Raw genomic sequence first — 14,507 nt, 5'->3', positions numbered from 1 at the left:
AAGGCGCGGCGGGGCGCGCCGTGCCCGGGCGCGCCCCGCCGGCGGCTCCGCCGCCGCTTCTCGGCCTCCCGGCCCGGCCGCGGGCTACGACAGCTGCGACTGCACCTGGGAGGAGATGAGCTCCAGGTGGTCCAGGTCGGACAGGTCGAGGACCTGGAGGTAGATGCGCCGGGAGCCGATCTCGGCGTAGCGGCCGATCTTGTCGACGACCTCGGCCGGGGAACCGGCCAGACCGTTCGCCTTCAGCTCGTCGACCTCGCGGCCGATGGCGGCGGCGCGGCGGGCCACCTCCTGGTCGTCCCTGCCGACGCAGACGACCAGGGCGTTGGAGTACGTGATCTCGCCGGGGTCGCGGCCGGCCTCCTGGGCGGCGGCGCGGACCCGGCCGAACTGCCGCTCGCTGTCCTCGACCGAGGCGAAGGGGATGTTGAACTCGTCGGCGAAGCGCGCGGCCAGCCGCGGGGTGCGGGTGGCGCCGTGGCCGCCGATCAGCACCGGGATCCTCTTCTGGGCCGGCTTGGGCAGCGCGGGCGAGTCGGTCAGGTCGTAGTAGGTGCCGTGGAAGGTGAAGGTCTTGCCGACGGGCGTGCCCCACAGCCCGGTGACGATCTCCAGCTGCTCCTCGAGGCGGCCGAACTTCTCCTTCGGGAAGGGAATGCCGTACGCCTTGTGCTCCTCCTCGAACCAGCCCGCGCCCAGGCCGAGTTCGATGCGCCCGCCGGACATCTGGTCGACCTGCGCGACCTGGATGGCGAGCACGCCGGGCAGCCGGAAGGTGGCCGCCGTCATCAGCGTGCCGAGCCGGATGCGCTTCGTCTCGCGGGCGAGGCCGGCCAGGGTGATCCAGGCGTCCGTGGGACCGGGCAGTCCGTCCACGGTGCCCATCTTCAGGTAGTGGTCCGAGCGGAAGAAGGCGTCGAAGCCGAGGTCCTCGGCGGCCTTGGCCACGGTCAGCAAGGTGTCGTAGGTGGCCCCCTGCTGGGGCTCGGTGAAGATACGAAGGTCCATGCGTCCATCCTGCACATTCCCGTCCGCACCGGTCCCACCGGCATCCGGCGCCACCGGCGCCCGACGCCACCGACATCCGGTACCACTGGCATCCGGTGCCCCGGCTCAGCCCGCCTCCTTCTCCGGCACGGCCTGGTCGCGGTCGGCGAGTCTGCGCAGCATCTCCAGGACGCGGTCGCGGGACTCGTCGGCCGCGTCGATCGCCTCCATGCACTGCCAGTAGGTGCCCTCGTCGGCGGCGGCGCTGGCCATGCCGACCAGGGCGATGCCGACCTCGCCGAGCAGGCTGCCGAGGCAGAGCAGCACCTGGCGGGCGTCGTCGAGGACGGTGAGCCGGGCGGCGCGCAGCTGCCCCGGATCGAGGTCCGGCGCGTCGAGCACACCGCAGCCCCGGCCCGCCAGCTCGGTCAGTCCCAGCGCCTCGCCGCGCAGTTCGGGCGGCCCAAAGACCGCGAGACGACTGCCGATGGCCTGGGCCAGTGCCTGCGCCTGCCACACCTCCGCCATGGTCTCCTGCGCCTCGCCGCTCGCCGCCAGGGCGCGTCTGCTCGCCAGGATGAGCCGCACCGCGTCCATGCGCTGCCCCCGTCCCCTCGTGTGGGTGCCGACCGTCCGTCCGCCCGAACTCCCTAATCCACTACCCAGAGTGAGGGCGCTTGAGACGAAAAGCCAGAGGAAAACGGAAATCCGTGGACAACAAATCGGTTTCGAACGCCGAGTTCGTAACTGAGAGTGACTGGCCGTCAAGAGGGCTCCGGCGGCGGGAACCTGCGCTCGTTCCGGTCGATCTTCTCCTCCAGCGCCGCCAGCGGGTCGACGCCGAGCACCTCGCACAGTTGCAGGAGATACGCGAGCACGTCCGCGACCTCGTCCCGCACCCGGTGCGCGGTGTCGGGGTCGTCCATGACCCGGGCGGACTCCTCGGGCGTCAACCACTGGAAGATCTCCACCAGTTCGGACGCCTCCACGCTGAGCGCGGCGACGAGGTTCTTGGGGGTGTGGTACGGCTGCCAGTTGCGCACGGCCGCGAACCGCGCCAGCCGGCGCTGCAGTCGGGCGAGGTCGCGGGGTGGTGTCCCGCCGCCCGCGGGTTCCTCTGTCACGGGGGTCACGCGTCCAGGTGTACCACCGCGGCGCGGGGCGGCGGGCACGTCACGGCGCGAGGCGGACGACGGTCGGCCCCGGTGTCCCGGCCGTCCCGGCGATCCCCGCCATCCCGGCCGTCCAGGAGACGTCGCTCACCGCGCCCACCCAGCGGATGTGGCCGCGCTCGCACATCCGCACCGCCAGCCGCAGCAGGGCGTCACGCTGCCGCGCGTCCAGCCCGCGGTCGAAGCCGTCCGCGAGCACGGTGAGGGTCTGCAGGGCGGCGGGCACCTCGCCGGGTACGTCGACCTCCAGCACGCCCGGCCCGGTCAGCAGCACCAACGCCAGTGCGGCATAACGCAGTTCGCCGTCGCCGAGCCGTTCGAAGCCGATGCGCGCCCCGTTCCCGCGGTCGAGCACCGCCCGCACCTGCCCGTCACCGGTGAAGTCGGCCAGGACGTCCGTGACCGGCCCGGCGCATCCGGCGCGCAGCACCTCCACGAGGTACGCGTGCCGCCGCCCGCACTCGGTACGGGTCCGCCCGAGGACGTCGGCGAGGTTGTCGCAACCGCGCAGCAGGCGTCCCGTGCCGCGCGGCACGGGGTCGCGCATCCGCTCGGGGCGCGGGTCGCAGGCGAAGACGGACCGCAGCGCGACGACCATCTGCTCCGCCGCGGCGAGCACCCGGCGCTGCCCTTCGGTCTTGCCGGCCACCCGCAGCGGCACCAGGGCCGTGCCGAGCCGGTCGTCGGGCAGCGGGGCGCGGGTGACCGGTGCCGCGCCGGCCGTGTGCCAGGCGGCCTGCACGGTACGCCGCCCGGGGTCGCGCAGCGCCGTCTGCAGCAGGACCGTGCCGCCCGCGCTGAGCCGTTCGCCGACGATGCGCAGCTCGGGCTCGGCCTGTACGGCGACGTCGAGCCGGACGGGACCCTGCGGGCCGTCCGCGGTGCAGCCGATGCGGAAGCCGCGGCGCCGCTGGGCGTCGGGCCGGGCGCGTTCGGGAACGCAGCCGGAGGGGTCCGGGAAGACCTCGCCGAGTTCCGCGCCGCCTCCGAGCCGGGCCAGCGCCTCGTAGGCCCGCAGCGCGCTGGACTTGCCGCTGCCGCTGGGGCCGGTGAAGAGGGTGAGCGGGCCGAGCGGGAACACCGCTCCGCGGTGCCCGGCGAAGGCGGACAACCGCAGCTCGGTGATCCGCGCCCGCCCGTCGCTCCGCTCACCGGCGCCTTCGGACGGGGCGGGGGCCGGGGAGAGGACGCCGGGCCGAGCGGGCGAGGTGCAAGGCGAAGAGGGGACGCCGGGCCGAGCGGACGGAGTGGAAGGCGAAGAGGGGACGCCGGGCCGATCCGACGGGGAGGGAGCCGGGAACGGGGCGTCGGGCCGAGCGGACGGGGACGAACCGTGCGGCTCGGGCGGAGGGGAGGGAACGTGCGGGGTCGGCACGGGGAAGGCGGGCGAGACGGGCGAGGCGGCCATGTCCGGACGGTAGGACTCCGCTCTTCGGCCGAACCGTTTCCGCCCGCGCTCCTTCCCACGAACGGGCGACCACCGCGTCAACGCACACCGCGCCACGCCCGCCGTACGCGCACCGGCACTCCGCATCGGCGTCCCGCACCGACGGCTTCCCCCGCACCGGCGCCCCGCATCAACGGCCTCCCCCGCGCCGGCTCCCCCGCGCGGCACCCGGATCGGGCCCGCCCCGGGCCTCACCCTCCGTGCACCGCCGCCTCCTCCACCAGCCCGCTCACCTCGGTGCCGGGCGGGGTGAGCAGGAACACGTTGCGGTCGACGCGGTGCATGCCGCTGGCGAGGCCGAAGACGACACCGGTGCTGAAGTCGAGGACGCGCTTGGCGACGTCGCTCTCGGCGCCGGTGAGGTCGAGCAGGACGGGCGCGCCCGCCATGAGCGTCTCGGCGACCTCCCGGGCGTCGGCGAAGACGTTGACCCTCAACACGACGAAGCGGCGCCGGGTCTCGGTCTCCGCGTCGGGCAGGGCCCGGTGGTCGACGGCGGACGGCCAGGCGTCACGGCCGCGCAAGGGAACGACCTGGGCGAGCCCCTCCCACTGTTCATCGGTGACGTCGTGGCTGTTCACCGGCTTCCCCCGACCTGACTCGCACTCATCGCCTGCATCAGCCAATTCTTACGCCACGTCACCCGTTCGGCCGAACCGCGACACGCTCCGCGACCGATCCGCCCGGACGGGACCGACACGCGACGACACACCCGTAAGGAAATGCCTTTTATCAGACCTTCCTTCACCATTCCTCCCCTCTATTCGCCTTCCATCCGCTTTCTTGACGCCCACCCGGATCGCGGCTTCTTACCGGTCTCACACCGGACTCTTCACCTTCGGTCGTTCCCCCTTCACCGGTCGCGGCTACCGTCGGTCGTCGTGCGCTTGGCAGAAACGCCAGAAACAACGCCGGAAACGCGGCGGGTGACCACGGCACGGCGGACGAGGCCGACGGTGTCCGCCGCCCCCGAGGTGCCCGCCCCGTGGCATCGCGTCCTGACCCTGCTCGCCGACGTCAGCCTGTTCATCGGCACGCGGGCCGTGTGGACCCAGGCGGCCGGTCACCGCCTGGTCGTCGCCGCGGTCATCTCCGTCTGCTACGCCTCCATCCTGGTGTGCGGGGTGCTGGCACTGGTGGTGCGCCGCCCCCGGTCGCTGGCCCGCCTCGACGCGTGCGTGCTGGCCACGGCCGTGACGCTGGTGCTGTGCGCGTGGGTCATGAACCACCGGGGCGGCGACGAGGGGGTCCTGACCGCTCAGGCCGCCAGGGAACTGGTGGCCGGCCACGCGGTCTACGGCCGGCCGTGGCCGTGGCTGTTCCACCAGCCCGGCGTCGCCCTCACCCCGACCTTCGACGGCGGCTACGACCTCACGTACGGCTATCCGCCGCTGGCCCCGCTGCTGACCGCCCCGCTGCTGTGGCTGGGGCACGGCGGCACACCGGCGACGGCGATGACGACCGGCGCGCTGGTGTGCGGCGCCGTGCTGCTGTGGCGGCTGCTGCCGGTGCCGTGGCGGCCGGCCGCGGCCATGACCTGCCTCGGCTTCGGCTTCCTGCCGACGTACGCCCGGCTCGGCTACCCCGCGATCCTCGCCCTCGCGCTGCTGGTCCCGGTGGTGGTGCGCTGGCCGCGGCTCGGGCGGGGCGGCCGGCTCGGGCCGGCCGGCGTCGCGCGGGCCGCGTGCCTGGGGCTGGCCTGCGCGGCGCAGCAACTGCCGTGGTTCGTGGCGCCGTTCCTGCTGGCCGGGATCTACGCGGTGCGCCGCGGCGAGCTGGGCGGGCGGGCGGCCGCCGGGGTGCTGCTGCGCGTGACGGGGACCGCCGCCCTGGCGTGGCTGCTGGTCGACGCCTATTTCGTCGTGCACGAGCCGCGGGCCTGGCTGACCGGGGTCGCGCTGCCGCTGACGCAGGGCGCGGTGCTGCACGGGCAGGGCCTGGTGGACGTCTCCCTGTACCTGACCGGCGGCAGCGACCGGCTCGTCTGGTACTCCCGCGCCAGCCTGCTGCTGCTCGTGGCGCTGCTCGCCCTGCTGGTGCTGTTCGTGCGGCGGCTGGGGCCGGCGGCGACCGTGCTGCCCTGGTGCGCGTTCTACCTGGCGACGCGCTCCCAGGACGGTTACTACCTGATGATGACTCCGCTGTGGCTGGCGGCCGCGCTCACCGCGCCCGCCGCGGAGTTCGCCACCGCCTGGCAGCCCCGGCCGCGGCTGCTCTCGGGGCCGCACCGGCGCCCGGCCCGGTGCGCCGCGGTCGCGCTGCTGGTGCTGCCGGCCCTGGTGAGCGGCGCCGTGGCGGCCACGGGCACGCCGCCGCTGCGCATGCGGATCACCGCGGCGCGGTGGGCGGCGCCGAGCACGGTGACGCGGCTGACGCTGCGGGTCACCAACCGGGCGGGCACCGCCCTCACGCCCCACTTCATGCTCACCACCGGTCAGGGCATGAGCCGCTACTGGTCGCCGGTGCGCGGCCCGGCCACCATCCCCGCCCACGCCACGGTCCGCATCGAACTGCGGGCGCCCGGCGGCCGGTTCGTCCTCCCCCACCGGCACCACGGCATCCGCCTGCGGGCCTTCACCGCCGCCCCGCAGACCCTGTCGAGCAGCTACGTCCATCTGACACCCCCGGCCACGGCCGGCGCCGGCGACCGCGGCCGGCACCCGCTCAGCCCTCCCCCGACGCCGGCGTGAACGTCACGTCCGCCGTGTCGGCGGTGCCCGCGCGGCGGCCGGAGCCGCGGTGGCCCTGCCAGTAGAGGTTGGTGTGGGCGATGACCTGTGCCGGCGGCGGCGCGCCATACGCCGTGAGGTCCTGCGTGGTGTGCGCGTCGGCGACGAGCGTCACGTCGTAGCCGCGGGTGAACGCGCCGTGCAGCGTGGCGCGGATGCACTCGTCGGTCTGGGCGCCGGCGACGACCAGCCGTCCCACCCGGTGCCCGGCGAGGACCGCCTCCAGGCCGGTGTTCTCGAAGGCGTCCGCGTAGTGCTTGGGGACGAGGGGTTCGTCCTCGCGCCGGACGAGTTCGGGGACGTACTCCCAGCTCTCGGTGCCCTGCTCGATGTGGTCGTCGGAGTGCTGCACCCACACCACCGGGGCGTGCTGCTCGCGCGCCCGCTCGACCAGGGCGGCGATGTGGGCGATCACCTCGTCGCGCCGGTGGGCGTGCGCGACCACGCCCTTCTGGACGTCGGTGACGAGCAGTGCGCTGCGGGGCCGGTCGGGCAGCGTCGTCATGGCGGTCCCCCCTTTTTTCCTCCGCGGCCGGTGGCGGCCCCGGATCCGTGGCCGGTGTCGCGTTCCACGGTAGGGGCCGCCACTGACAGCCGGGCGGCTCAGGCGGTGCCGCGCGCCCTGCGCCGCAGGGTCAGCCAGGTACCGGTGGCTCCGGCCGCCAGCAGGGCGCCCACCGCGATGCCGGCCGGGACCGCCGGGGACGGGGAGGCGTCACCGCTCGCGGCGGTGTTCCGCAGCGCGGGTCCCGGCACGATGGCGGTGGTCACCGGCTTCACGGTGCGGATCGGGCCGACGGACTTCACGGAGCCGTCGGCGTTCAGCAGCACCTGCTTGCCGTTCGGGTGCCGGAAGTCGAACATTCCGGTCAGGGGGCCGGCGGTGGCGTCGAAGGAGTGGTCGCCGATGCGGCCGGTGTGCCAGTTGTCCTCGATGAACCGGATGATCGACGCCTGGTCGGTGAAGGTGTGGTCGACCTTGTTGACCTTGCTGTAGGGGGAGATGACCAGCAGCGGCTGGCGGGTGCCCGGGCCGCAGCGGTCCTGGTAACCGCCGGACGGCTTCGGCCCGGCCTGGCAGGCGGGGCTGTCGGTGGCCCTGCCGTCGGAGCCGGGGGCGGTGTCCGTGGAGCCGTTGCGCGGCTTGACGTAGGCGTGGTCGTACCAGCCGTCGGAGTCGTCGTAGGCGACCACGATCGCCGTCGACCTCCACTGCGGCGAGCTCTGGACGGCGTTGATCTCCTTGACGAGGAAGTGCTGTTCGTCGATCGGGTCGGAGTAGCCGGCGTGGCCGTCCTGGTACTGGGCGGCCTTGACGAAGCTGACCGCCGGGAGTTTGCCCGCCCTCAGGGCGGCGTGGAAGTCGGTCAGGTCGTAGTTGTGGTTGGCCTGCCCGTCGTGGCCGATCTCGGCGACGTTCCGGGGCGGCAGGTGGTGCGGGTTGGCCGTCGACCGGTAGTACGCGAACGGGTTGTGGTGCGGGCTGTAGTCGACGACCGCCGCGCCGCCGGCGTTGGTGTGCGTGGTGTCGCACTGGGCGTAGTGGCCCTGGGTGCCGTCCCACGCGGTGGACGGGCGGAAGCCGCCCTGGAACCAGCCCCAGGTGACCTTCTTGGCGTTCAGCAGGTCGCCGATGTTCCTGCCCCGCATAACCGCGAGCGCGTTGCTGCTGGTGTGGTTCTTGCCGGCGCAGTCGTCGTAGGCCGGGTCCGGGTCGTTGACGACGGTGCCGACGCCCTGGGCGTCGGGCGACTTCACCGCGTAGGGGTCGGGCGTCAGGGTCTGCCGGGGGTGGTCGGTGCCGGACTTCGGGTCGACGGAGATCACGCCGTGCGTCTGGCCGGAGGCCAGGTTCAGGGCGCCGGGCGTGGAGGGGCCGTAGACCGAGCTGAAGGAGCGGTCGTTGAGGGCGTAGTGCTGGGCGTAGTTCCACAGCGCGGTGACGGTGTTGCCGTCGTAGTAGTCCATCACCAGGCCCGGCTCGCCGAACAGGCCGCCGCTGCACTTGCCGACCTCGGTGTTCTGGACGAACCGGTCGGCCCTGCCGCCGTCGTAGGCGTACTGCTCGGCGCTGTAGCCGTGGTTCTGGTCGCAGGTCATGGCCTGCGCCGGGGTGAGCCGCCTGGGCGCGTACTGGTTGGGGTTCTTCGTCAGCAGGCCGGCGTGGGCGAGGGTGTCGACGTCCTTCGGGGTCCGCCGCGACGCGGTGAACCTCGTGCCGTCGGTATTGGCCGCCTTCGGGTAGGTGGCGAAGTAGTGGTCGAAGGAGACGTTCTCGTCGAACAGCACGACCACGTGCTGGACGGGCGTGGCCGTGACCGTGGCGTTGGTGCCGGGTCGCGGCGCCGCGGGTGCGGACGCCCGGGCGGGCCCGCTTCCGGCGAGGACCGCGAGCGCGGCGGCGCCCGCGAGCGCCCCCAGTCTCCGGACGGTTGCTCGTCTTCCCCTGCTGGCCATGGTGGCTCACCTTCCGTGCCTGAACGGTGCCGCGCCGTACGGCCGGACATGCTTCACCGGGTGGGAGGCGTCTCGGCGCAGCCATGGTGACGCCGGGGTGAACACCGCGTCAGGGATGCCGGGCCGAAGCTTGACCAGGTGTTGACCCGGAAGGGTGTTCGGGTGGGCAGGTCGCCGGTGCGGGCGGCGCGTTCGTCCGTCGGGAGCCGACGCGAACGCGGCGAGCCGGCTCGGCGGCCGGACGGCGCGTGACCACGCGGTCGGCGCGCCGCGTCGCGGCCCGGAGCGGCAAGGGCACCGACGGCCCGCGAGGTGGCCCGGAGGACCTACGCCAGCAGCGACCGGCCGTACCAGTCGGTGGTGTCCCGTACGCCGGGCAGGGCGAAGAAGTAGCCGCCGCCGAACGGCCTGACGTAGTCGGTGAGGGGCTCGCCGGCCAGGCGCTTCTGGACGGTCTCGAACTGGCGGGCCACGTCCTGCTGGTAGCAGCAGAAGAGCAGGCCCATGTCGAGGTTGCCGTTGGCGTCGACGCCCCGGTCGTAGTTGTGGGCGCGGCGCAGGATGCGCTGGTCGGCGGTGTCCGGGGTGCGCGGGTTGGCGCGGCGGATGTGGGCGTCCAGCGGGATGACGTCGCCCTTGGGGTCGTCGGCGTAGTGGGGCACGTCGTGCTCGGCGTCGCCGTCCAGGGGCGCGCCGGTGGAGCGGACCCGGCCGATCATGCGCTCCTGTTCGCCGAGGGAGACGCGGTCCCAGAACTCCACCAGCATGCGGATGAGCCGGACGACCTGGTAGCTGCCGCCGGCCGCCCAGTCGGGCTCGCCCGTGCCCGCGCCCACCCACACCAGGCGGTCCATCGCGCGGGCGTCGGTGACGTCCGGGTTGGCGGTGCCGTCCTTGAAGCCCAGCAGGTTGCGCGGGGTGCCGGAGGGCCGGGGCGGGCTGGTGAAGCCGTCCAGGCGCCAGCGCACCTGCATTGCGCCGCGGGTGTGCCGGGCGAGGTCGCGCAGCGCGTGCAGCACGGTGTCGGTGTCGTCGGCGTGCAGCTGCACACTGAGGTCGCCGTGGCACCACTCGGGTCTGAGGTCGTCGTCGGGGAAGGACGGCATCGTGGTCAGGCGGCGCGGCCGGAGCGCGGCGAGGCCGTAGCGGTCGTCGAACAGCGAGGCGCCGACGCCGACCGTCACCGCCAGCGCCCCGCCGGGCAGCCGGTCGCCCAGGAGGCCGGAGTCCGCGGGCGGCGCGGTGACGCCGAGGGGCTGCGGTACACCGCCGGCGGTCAGGAAGCGGGCACGGTCGGTCAGGATGCGCAGGAGGTCGGTCAGTTCCGCGCGGTTCTCGGCGGTCACGTCGAAGGCGGTGAATGCGGTGACGCGGCGCGGGGCGGCGAGCACCGACCCCTGGTGGATGCCGTGGAAGGGGGCCACGGGCGCGGCGTGGGCCGGCTCCGCGCCCGCGCCGGTCACGGCGGCCGCCCCGGCTCCGGCGGCGCCGCCCGCGGCCAGGCCCGCCCCGGCCAGGGCCGCGCCGCGCAGAAAGCCGCGCCGGCCCACCGGGGGCGTGCCCCGGTCCCGGGTCGTGCCGTCGGCACTCACGTCGGTGCTCCCGTCGGCGCTCATGTCGGCGTCCCCATTGGTGCTCGCGTCGGCGCTCATGTCGTCCTCCGCGGGTCGCACAGCACCGCCACCGGCGCCAGCCGCTCCACCAGGTCGCCGAAGACCGCGTCGACCGCCTCGCGCTGCCGGCGGGTCAGGCGCGCCAGGGGGGTCGGGCGGCCGGCGGCGCCGAGGGCGTCGAGGGTGCGCCGGGCGCGGTCCATCTCCTGCTCCAGCCGCGGCAGTTGCGGGTAGCGGGTGGCGAGCAGGGGGCGCAGCCGGGAGAGCACCGCGCGGGTGCCGTCGAGGTGGGCGCGGGCGGTGGCGAGGCTGCTGCCGCTGCCGTAGTCGGTACGGCCCGTCAGCTCGAACTGCACGGTGTCCTCCAGGATTTCGTGTGCCCGCACTCCCAACTGCCCCGGTTCCACGCGGGCTTGCGCCCAGCCGTCGCGCAGCGCGCCGACGTCCCGGGCGAGGGCGGCCGCCGAGGCGCGCAGGGCGCCGGCGGACCGGCCGTGCCACAGGCCGTACTCCAGGCGGTGGAAGCCGGTGAAGCGCGGGTCGCGCACCCCGCCGGGCAGGCCCGCGTCGGTGCCGTCGATGCGTTCACCGGCGTCGCCGAAGGCGCCGTACGCCGCGCCCAGCCGCGCGTACTGCAGGTGCGCCGGGAGCCAGGCGCGCCGGGCCGCGGCCAGGTCGCCGCGGTCGATCGCGGCGCGCAGCGCGCCGGTCAGCCGCACCAGGGTGTCCAGGCCGGCGCCGACCCACTTCTGGTAGGCGAGCGCGGGCGGGACGAGGTCGTGCTCGGTGACGGGCGCCGCCGCCGGGCCGGGGACGCCGGAGGTGACGCGGACGGTGGGCCCGGTGACCGCGTCGGAGTCATCGGGGACGCACCGGAAGGCGTAGGCGCCCTTGCCGAGGCGGACGGTGAGCTGCCGGGTCGTGCCCGGTGCGATGCCCTCCAGTTCGCCGTGGACGGCGTGGCTGCGCGGGTCCTCCAGGTACGCCTCGGCGGCCCGGTCGGAGGTGTTGTGCAGGTCGAACACCTGCAGTCCGGGCCGTGGCGCGCGCCAGCCCCGGCCGCAGTGGCCGGGCGAGATCTCGACGGTGGTGTGCGGCAGGCCGTCCGGGGCGGCCGCGGTGTCGGCGCGCCCGTGCCCGCCCCGCGCCCCCGGGACGCCGGCCGGGGCGGCGACCAGGACGACGGCCAGGACGATCAGGGCGACGGCCAGGACGACGGCCACGGCGGCGACCGCGAGGGCGGCCGGCGGTCCGCCGCCCGCCCGGGGCCGGGCCGGCCGCGGTCCGAGGCCGGGTACCGGCATGCCGCGCCTCCCGGACGACGTACGGACGTACTCGCACCGCACCGGGCGGGACGCCGTCGGCGCGATCGTCCCATGCTAGGCGGGCCGGCCTGCCGCCTCCCGCGTTCGGAGGAATCCGTGGCCAGGAGTTTTCTCCCCCTTGCACCGGCGTTCACCGGCCCGGGGCTCACCGGCCCGGACCGGTCGCTGGGCCCGGTCGGCCAGGCCGACGCCGGTCGGCTCCGATCAGCTCCCACCGTCTCCGGGCGGTGCCGGATGGTGCCGGAGGGTTCCGGACGGTCACGCCCCTTCGTCAGTGCCGGTCAGTTCCACAGCGGGTACGTCACCGTGCGCGGGAACCCGTCGGGCCGCCCGTCCGTGTAAGTCAGGTGGATTCGGGTGTAGTGCCGGAGGGAGGGGTGCTTCTTCCAGGACTGCGAGTGGTCGAGCCGGACCACGACCGGGTACCGGTGGAAGTGGCCGACCGCGCAGTACGGCTTGCAGTCGTTCACCCAGTTGTCGCCGCGGGCGACGGCCTCGGCGCGGTTCCACCGCGACCAGTGCAGCGAGGACAGGCGGCTGTTGCCGTCGCCGCAGGCCAGGACGAAGTCGGTGGGGCGGACACGGCCGTGCCAGAAGCAGTCGACGAGCACCACCGGGTGGCCGGCCGGCTGCCGTGCGGCCTGCGGGGCCGCGGCGGCGGAGGGCGGGGCCGCGGCCGGGACGGCGGAGGAAGGCGGCCCCAGAGCGGCCGCCAGGGACCCGACAGTACCGAGGGCAACGGCTGTGAACAGGGCTTTTCTCCGCATGGCGGCTCCCGCCGTGGTGGTGCTCAGCGTTTCTGTAATGACGGTACGACCGCTCCGGCGACGGCACCACCGGTGCGGAGCACCGCACGCGCGGGAGCGTCGGCAGCACCACCGAGGGGGGACAGTGAGCATCACCGGAGCACCGCACGCGCGGGAGCGTCGGACGTGGCACCCTGGCGGTATGTGCGGCCGGTACGTCTCCACCCGCAGCCCCGAGGACCTGGCCCGGATCTTCGGGGTGACCGACTGGCGTCCGCAGGAGGCCCTCGCCCCCAACTGGAACGTCGCCCCGACCAACCGGGTCTACGCCGTGCTCGAACGCGCCCCGCGCGACGCCGACGACTCCGGCTCCGGCTCCGGCTCCGGCTCCGGCTCCGGCGGACAGGACGCGGTGCGCCGGGAGTTGCGGCCGCTGCGGTGGGGCCTGGTGCCGTCCTGGGCGAAGGACCCGAAGATCGGCTCCCGGCTGATCAACGCCCGGGTGGAGACGGTGGGCGACAAACCCGCCTTCCGCAGCTCCTTCGCCAAACGCCGCTGTCTGCTGCCCGCCGACGGCTTCTACGAGTGGCAGCAGGTCAAGGACCCGGCGACCGGCCGGTCACGCAAGCAGCCCTACTTCATCCACCCCGCCGACGGCCGGGTGCTGGCCTTCGCCGGGCTGTACGCGTACTGGCGCAACCCCGAGGTGCGGCAGGACGACGACCCCGACGCCTGGCTGCTGACCTGCACGATCCTCACCACCGAGGCCACCGACGCGGCCGGCCGCATCCACCCCCGCATGCCGCTCGCGCTGCCCCCGGACCACTACGACGCCTGGCTCGACCCCCGCCGCCAGGACCCCGGCGACCTCCGCGGCCTGCTCACCCCGCCCGCCGACGGCCGCCTCGACGCCCGCCCGGTCTCCCTCGCCGTCAACGACGTACGCCGCAACGGCCCGGAGCTGCTGGAGGAGGTACCCGCGCCGGCCACCGGGCGGTAGGAGGTGACGGACGGGCCGACGAAGGTCTCGGGGAGCGCCGGACGGGCCGACGAAGGTCTCGGGGAGCACCGAACGAGCCGGCGGGGGCCTTCCGGGACGGGACGGGACGGACCGGCGCCCGCGCACCGGGCGGGCGGTGCCGTTCGGCCGGGCCGGCGGGCCGAACGGCACCGCGCGGTGCGGGCGGGTGGCGGACATCCTCGAAAGCATGAGGACCTACGGCGTTTCTGCGGACGGGACCGGCGGATCGGGCGGCCGGCACGGGCCCCGGGCGGGCCGTGCGGCACCGGCGGTGCCGCGCTCGCGCCGGCCCGCGCGCCCGGCCGGAAGGCGGGTGTGGTGGTCGTGGTGGTGTTGGACGACTCTGGGCGAGACCGTCGGGTTCTGCGTGCCGGCCGCGGCCGGTGCCGCCGCCGGTGACGCCTCGACCGCGCTCGCGTGGTCGCTGCTGCCGGCGGCCGGCCTGGCGGAGGGGGCGCTGCTCGGCGCCGCCCAGGCCCGTGTGCTGCGCCGGGTGCTGCCCGCGGTGCGGCCGCGCCGCTGGATCGCCGCCACGGCCGGCGCCGCCTGCGTCGCCTGGCTGCTGGGGCTGCTGCTCCCGCTGCTGGCCGTTCGCGTTCCCTCGGCGCCGGCCGTGGCCGTTCCGGCGGCCGTCGTCGGGGCGGCGCTGCTGCTGAGCCTGGGCTGTGCGCAGTGGTGGGTGCTGCGCGGGCAGGTGCCCCGCGCCCACCGGTGGATCGTCGCCACGGCCGCGGCGTGGCTGGCCGGGCTGGCGGTCTTCTGCGCGGTGGCCATGCCGCTGTGGCACCCGGGCCAGTCCGCCGTGCTGATCGCGGGCATCGGCGCGCTGGCCGGGCTGCTGATGGCGGCCACGGTCGCCGCCGTCACCGGGGCCGCGCTGCTGCGCCTGCTGGATCGGCCGGCCGACGCCTCCGCGGTGGATCAGCGGCCGGCGCCCCCGCACACTTCGCCCCCGCGCACTTCGTGAGGCCGCCGGCCCGTGGGCCCCGTCGCCGGGTTGCGGGCCGGTG

Annotated in this window: 13 protein-coding genes; 3 read left to right on the top strand and 10 right to left on the bottom strand. The window is 74.9% G+C overall.

Going from position 1 to position 14,507, the window contains the following annotated elements:
- Window positions 1–84: 84 nt before the first annotated feature.
- From IE225_RS13585 to IE225_RS13565, 5 genes are all read right to left on the bottom strand, one after another.
- On the bottom strand, window positions 85–1,008 hold the full coding sequence (locus IE225_RS13585; RefSeq protein WP_190057728.1) for an LLM class F420-dependent oxidoreductase: 924 nt from the start codon (window positions 1,006–1,008) through the stop codon (window positions 85–87).
- Between the two features lie 105 nt (window positions 1,009–1,113).
- On the bottom strand, window positions 1,114–1,584 hold the full coding sequence (locus IE225_RS13580; protein WP_190057727.1) for a DUF6099 family protein: 471 nt from the start codon (window positions 1,582–1,584) through the stop codon (window positions 1,114–1,116).
- A 167-nt stretch (window positions 1,585–1,751) separates the two neighbouring features.
- Entirely contained in the window at window positions 1,752–2,120 is a 369-nt protein-coding gene (locus IE225_RS13575; RefSeq protein WP_229879514.1) for a nucleotide pyrophosphohydrolase, read from the bottom strand.
- A gap of 40 nt (window positions 2,121–2,160) precedes the next feature.
- On the bottom strand, window positions 2,161–3,567 hold the full coding sequence (locus IE225_RS13570; protein ID WP_190057726.1) for an AAA family ATPase: 1,407 nt from the start codon (window positions 3,565–3,567) through the stop codon (window positions 2,161–2,163).
- Window positions 3,568–3,797: 230 nt separating this feature from the next.
- Window positions 3,798–4,187 (bottom strand): cell division protein SepF, encoded by a 390-nt coding sequence (locus IE225_RS13565; protein WP_190057725.1) that lies wholly within the window; start codon window positions 4,185–4,187, stop codon window positions 3,798–3,800.
- 375 nt (window positions 4,188–4,562) lie between these two features.
- Here IE225_RS13565 and IE225_RS13560 point away from each other — a divergent pair, with 375 nt between their 5' ends.
- Window positions 4,563–6,296 carry a hypothetical protein gene (locus tag IE225_RS13560; RefSeq protein WP_190057724.1) on the top strand — a complete coding sequence of 578 codons (1,734 nt, stop codon included), beginning with the start codon at window positions 4,563–4,565 and terminating at the stop codon, window positions 6,294–6,296.
- Here the strand turns inward: IE225_RS13560 and IE225_RS13555 are convergent.
- The 5 genes from IE225_RS13555 to IE225_RS13535 form a co-directional block, all read right to left on the bottom strand.
- Window positions 6,271–6,840, bottom strand: a complete 570-nt coding sequence (locus IE225_RS13555) for an isochorismatase family protein (RefSeq protein ID WP_190057723.1) — start codon at window positions 6,838–6,840, stop codon at window positions 6,271–6,273. The two genes, IE225_RS13560 and IE225_RS13555, sit on opposite strands and share 26 nt — an antisense overlap.
- 98 nt (window positions 6,841–6,938) lie before the next feature.
- Window positions 6,939–8,792: a phospholipase C gene (locus IE225_RS13550; protein WP_190057722.1), complete on the bottom strand. Its 1,854-nt coding sequence runs from the start codon at window positions 8,790–8,792 to the stop codon at window positions 6,939–6,941.
- Window positions 8,793–9,118: 326 nt separating this feature from the next.
- Window positions 9,119–10,444, bottom strand: a complete 1,326-nt coding sequence (gene efeB, locus IE225_RS13545) for an iron uptake transporter deferrochelatase/peroxidase subunit (protein ID WP_229879513.1) — start codon at window positions 10,442–10,444, stop codon at window positions 9,119–9,121.
- Window positions 10,441–11,709 carry an EfeM/EfeO family lipoprotein gene (locus tag IE225_RS13540; protein ID WP_190057721.1) on the bottom strand — a complete coding sequence of 423 codons (1,269 nt, stop codon included), beginning with the start codon at window positions 11,707–11,709 and terminating at the stop codon, window positions 10,441–10,443. The genes efeB and IE225_RS13540 overlap by 4 nt, the downstream gene beginning before the upstream one ends.
- 302 nt (window positions 11,710–12,011) lie before the next feature.
- On the bottom strand, window positions 12,012–12,497 hold the full coding sequence (locus tag IE225_RS13535; protein ID WP_190057720.1) for a hypothetical protein: 486 nt from the start codon (window positions 12,495–12,497) through the stop codon (window positions 12,012–12,014).
- A gap of 181 nt (window positions 12,498–12,678) precedes the next feature.
- Between IE225_RS13535 and IE225_RS13530 the strand changes: the two genes are divergently transcribed.
- The gene (locus IE225_RS13530; protein ID WP_190057719.1) at window positions 12,679–13,476 is read left to right on the top strand and encodes an SOS response-associated peptidase; all 798 of its coding nucleotides are present in this window, start codon (window positions 12,679–12,681) and stop codon (window positions 13,474–13,476) included.
- Between the two features lie 388 nt (window positions 13,477–13,864).
- Window positions 13,865–14,464 carry a hypothetical protein gene (locus tag IE225_RS13525; protein ID WP_190057718.1) on the top strand — a complete coding sequence of 200 codons (600 nt, stop codon included), beginning with the start codon at window positions 13,865–13,867 and terminating at the stop codon, window positions 14,462–14,464.
- Window positions 14,465–14,507 lie beyond the last annotated feature (43 nt).

It is taken from the genome of Streptomyces echinoruber, from assembly GCF_014651135.1.
Classification (GTDB): domain Bacteria; phylum Actinomycetota; class Actinomycetes; order Streptomycetales; family Streptomycetaceae; genus Streptomyces; species Streptomyces echinoruber.
This window is presented reverse-complemented; position numbering and strand designations above follow the sequence as displayed.

Coding starts and splice junctions, on each gene's coding strand:
- IE225_RS13585 (WP_190057728.1), bottom strand. CDS start 1,008: ATGGACCTTCGTATCTTCACCGAGCCCCAGCAGGGGGCCACCTACGAC.
- IE225_RS13580 (WP_190057727.1), bottom strand. CDS start 1,584: ATGGACGCGGTGCGGCTCATCCTGGCGAGCAGACGCGCCCTGGCGGCG.
- IE225_RS13570 (WP_190057726.1), bottom strand. CDS start 3,567: ATGGCCGCCTCGCCCGTCTCGCCCGCCTTCCCCGTGCCGACCCCGCAC.
- IE225_RS13555 (WP_190057723.1), bottom strand. CDS start 6,840: ATGACGACGCTGCCCGACCGGCCCCGCAGCGCACTGCTCGTCACCGAC.
- IE225_RS13550 (WP_190057722.1), bottom strand. CDS start 8,792: ATGGCCAGCAGGGGAAGACGAGCAACCGTCCGGAGACTGGGGGCGCTC.
- efeB (WP_229879513.1), bottom strand. CDS start 10,444: ATGAGCGCCGACGCGAGCACCAATGGGGACGCCGACATGAGCGCCGAC.
- IE225_RS13540 (WP_190057721.1), bottom strand. CDS start 11,709: ATGCCGGTACCCGGCCTCGGACCGCGGCCGGCCCGGCCCCGGGCGGGC.
- IE225_RS13535 (WP_190057720.1), bottom strand. CDS start 12,497: ATGCGGAGAAAAGCCCTGTTCACAGCCGTTGCCCTCGGTACTGTCGGG.
- IE225_RS13530 (WP_190057719.1), top strand. CDS start 12,679: ATGTGCGGCCGGTACGTCTCCACCCGCAGCCCCGAGGACCTGGCCCGG.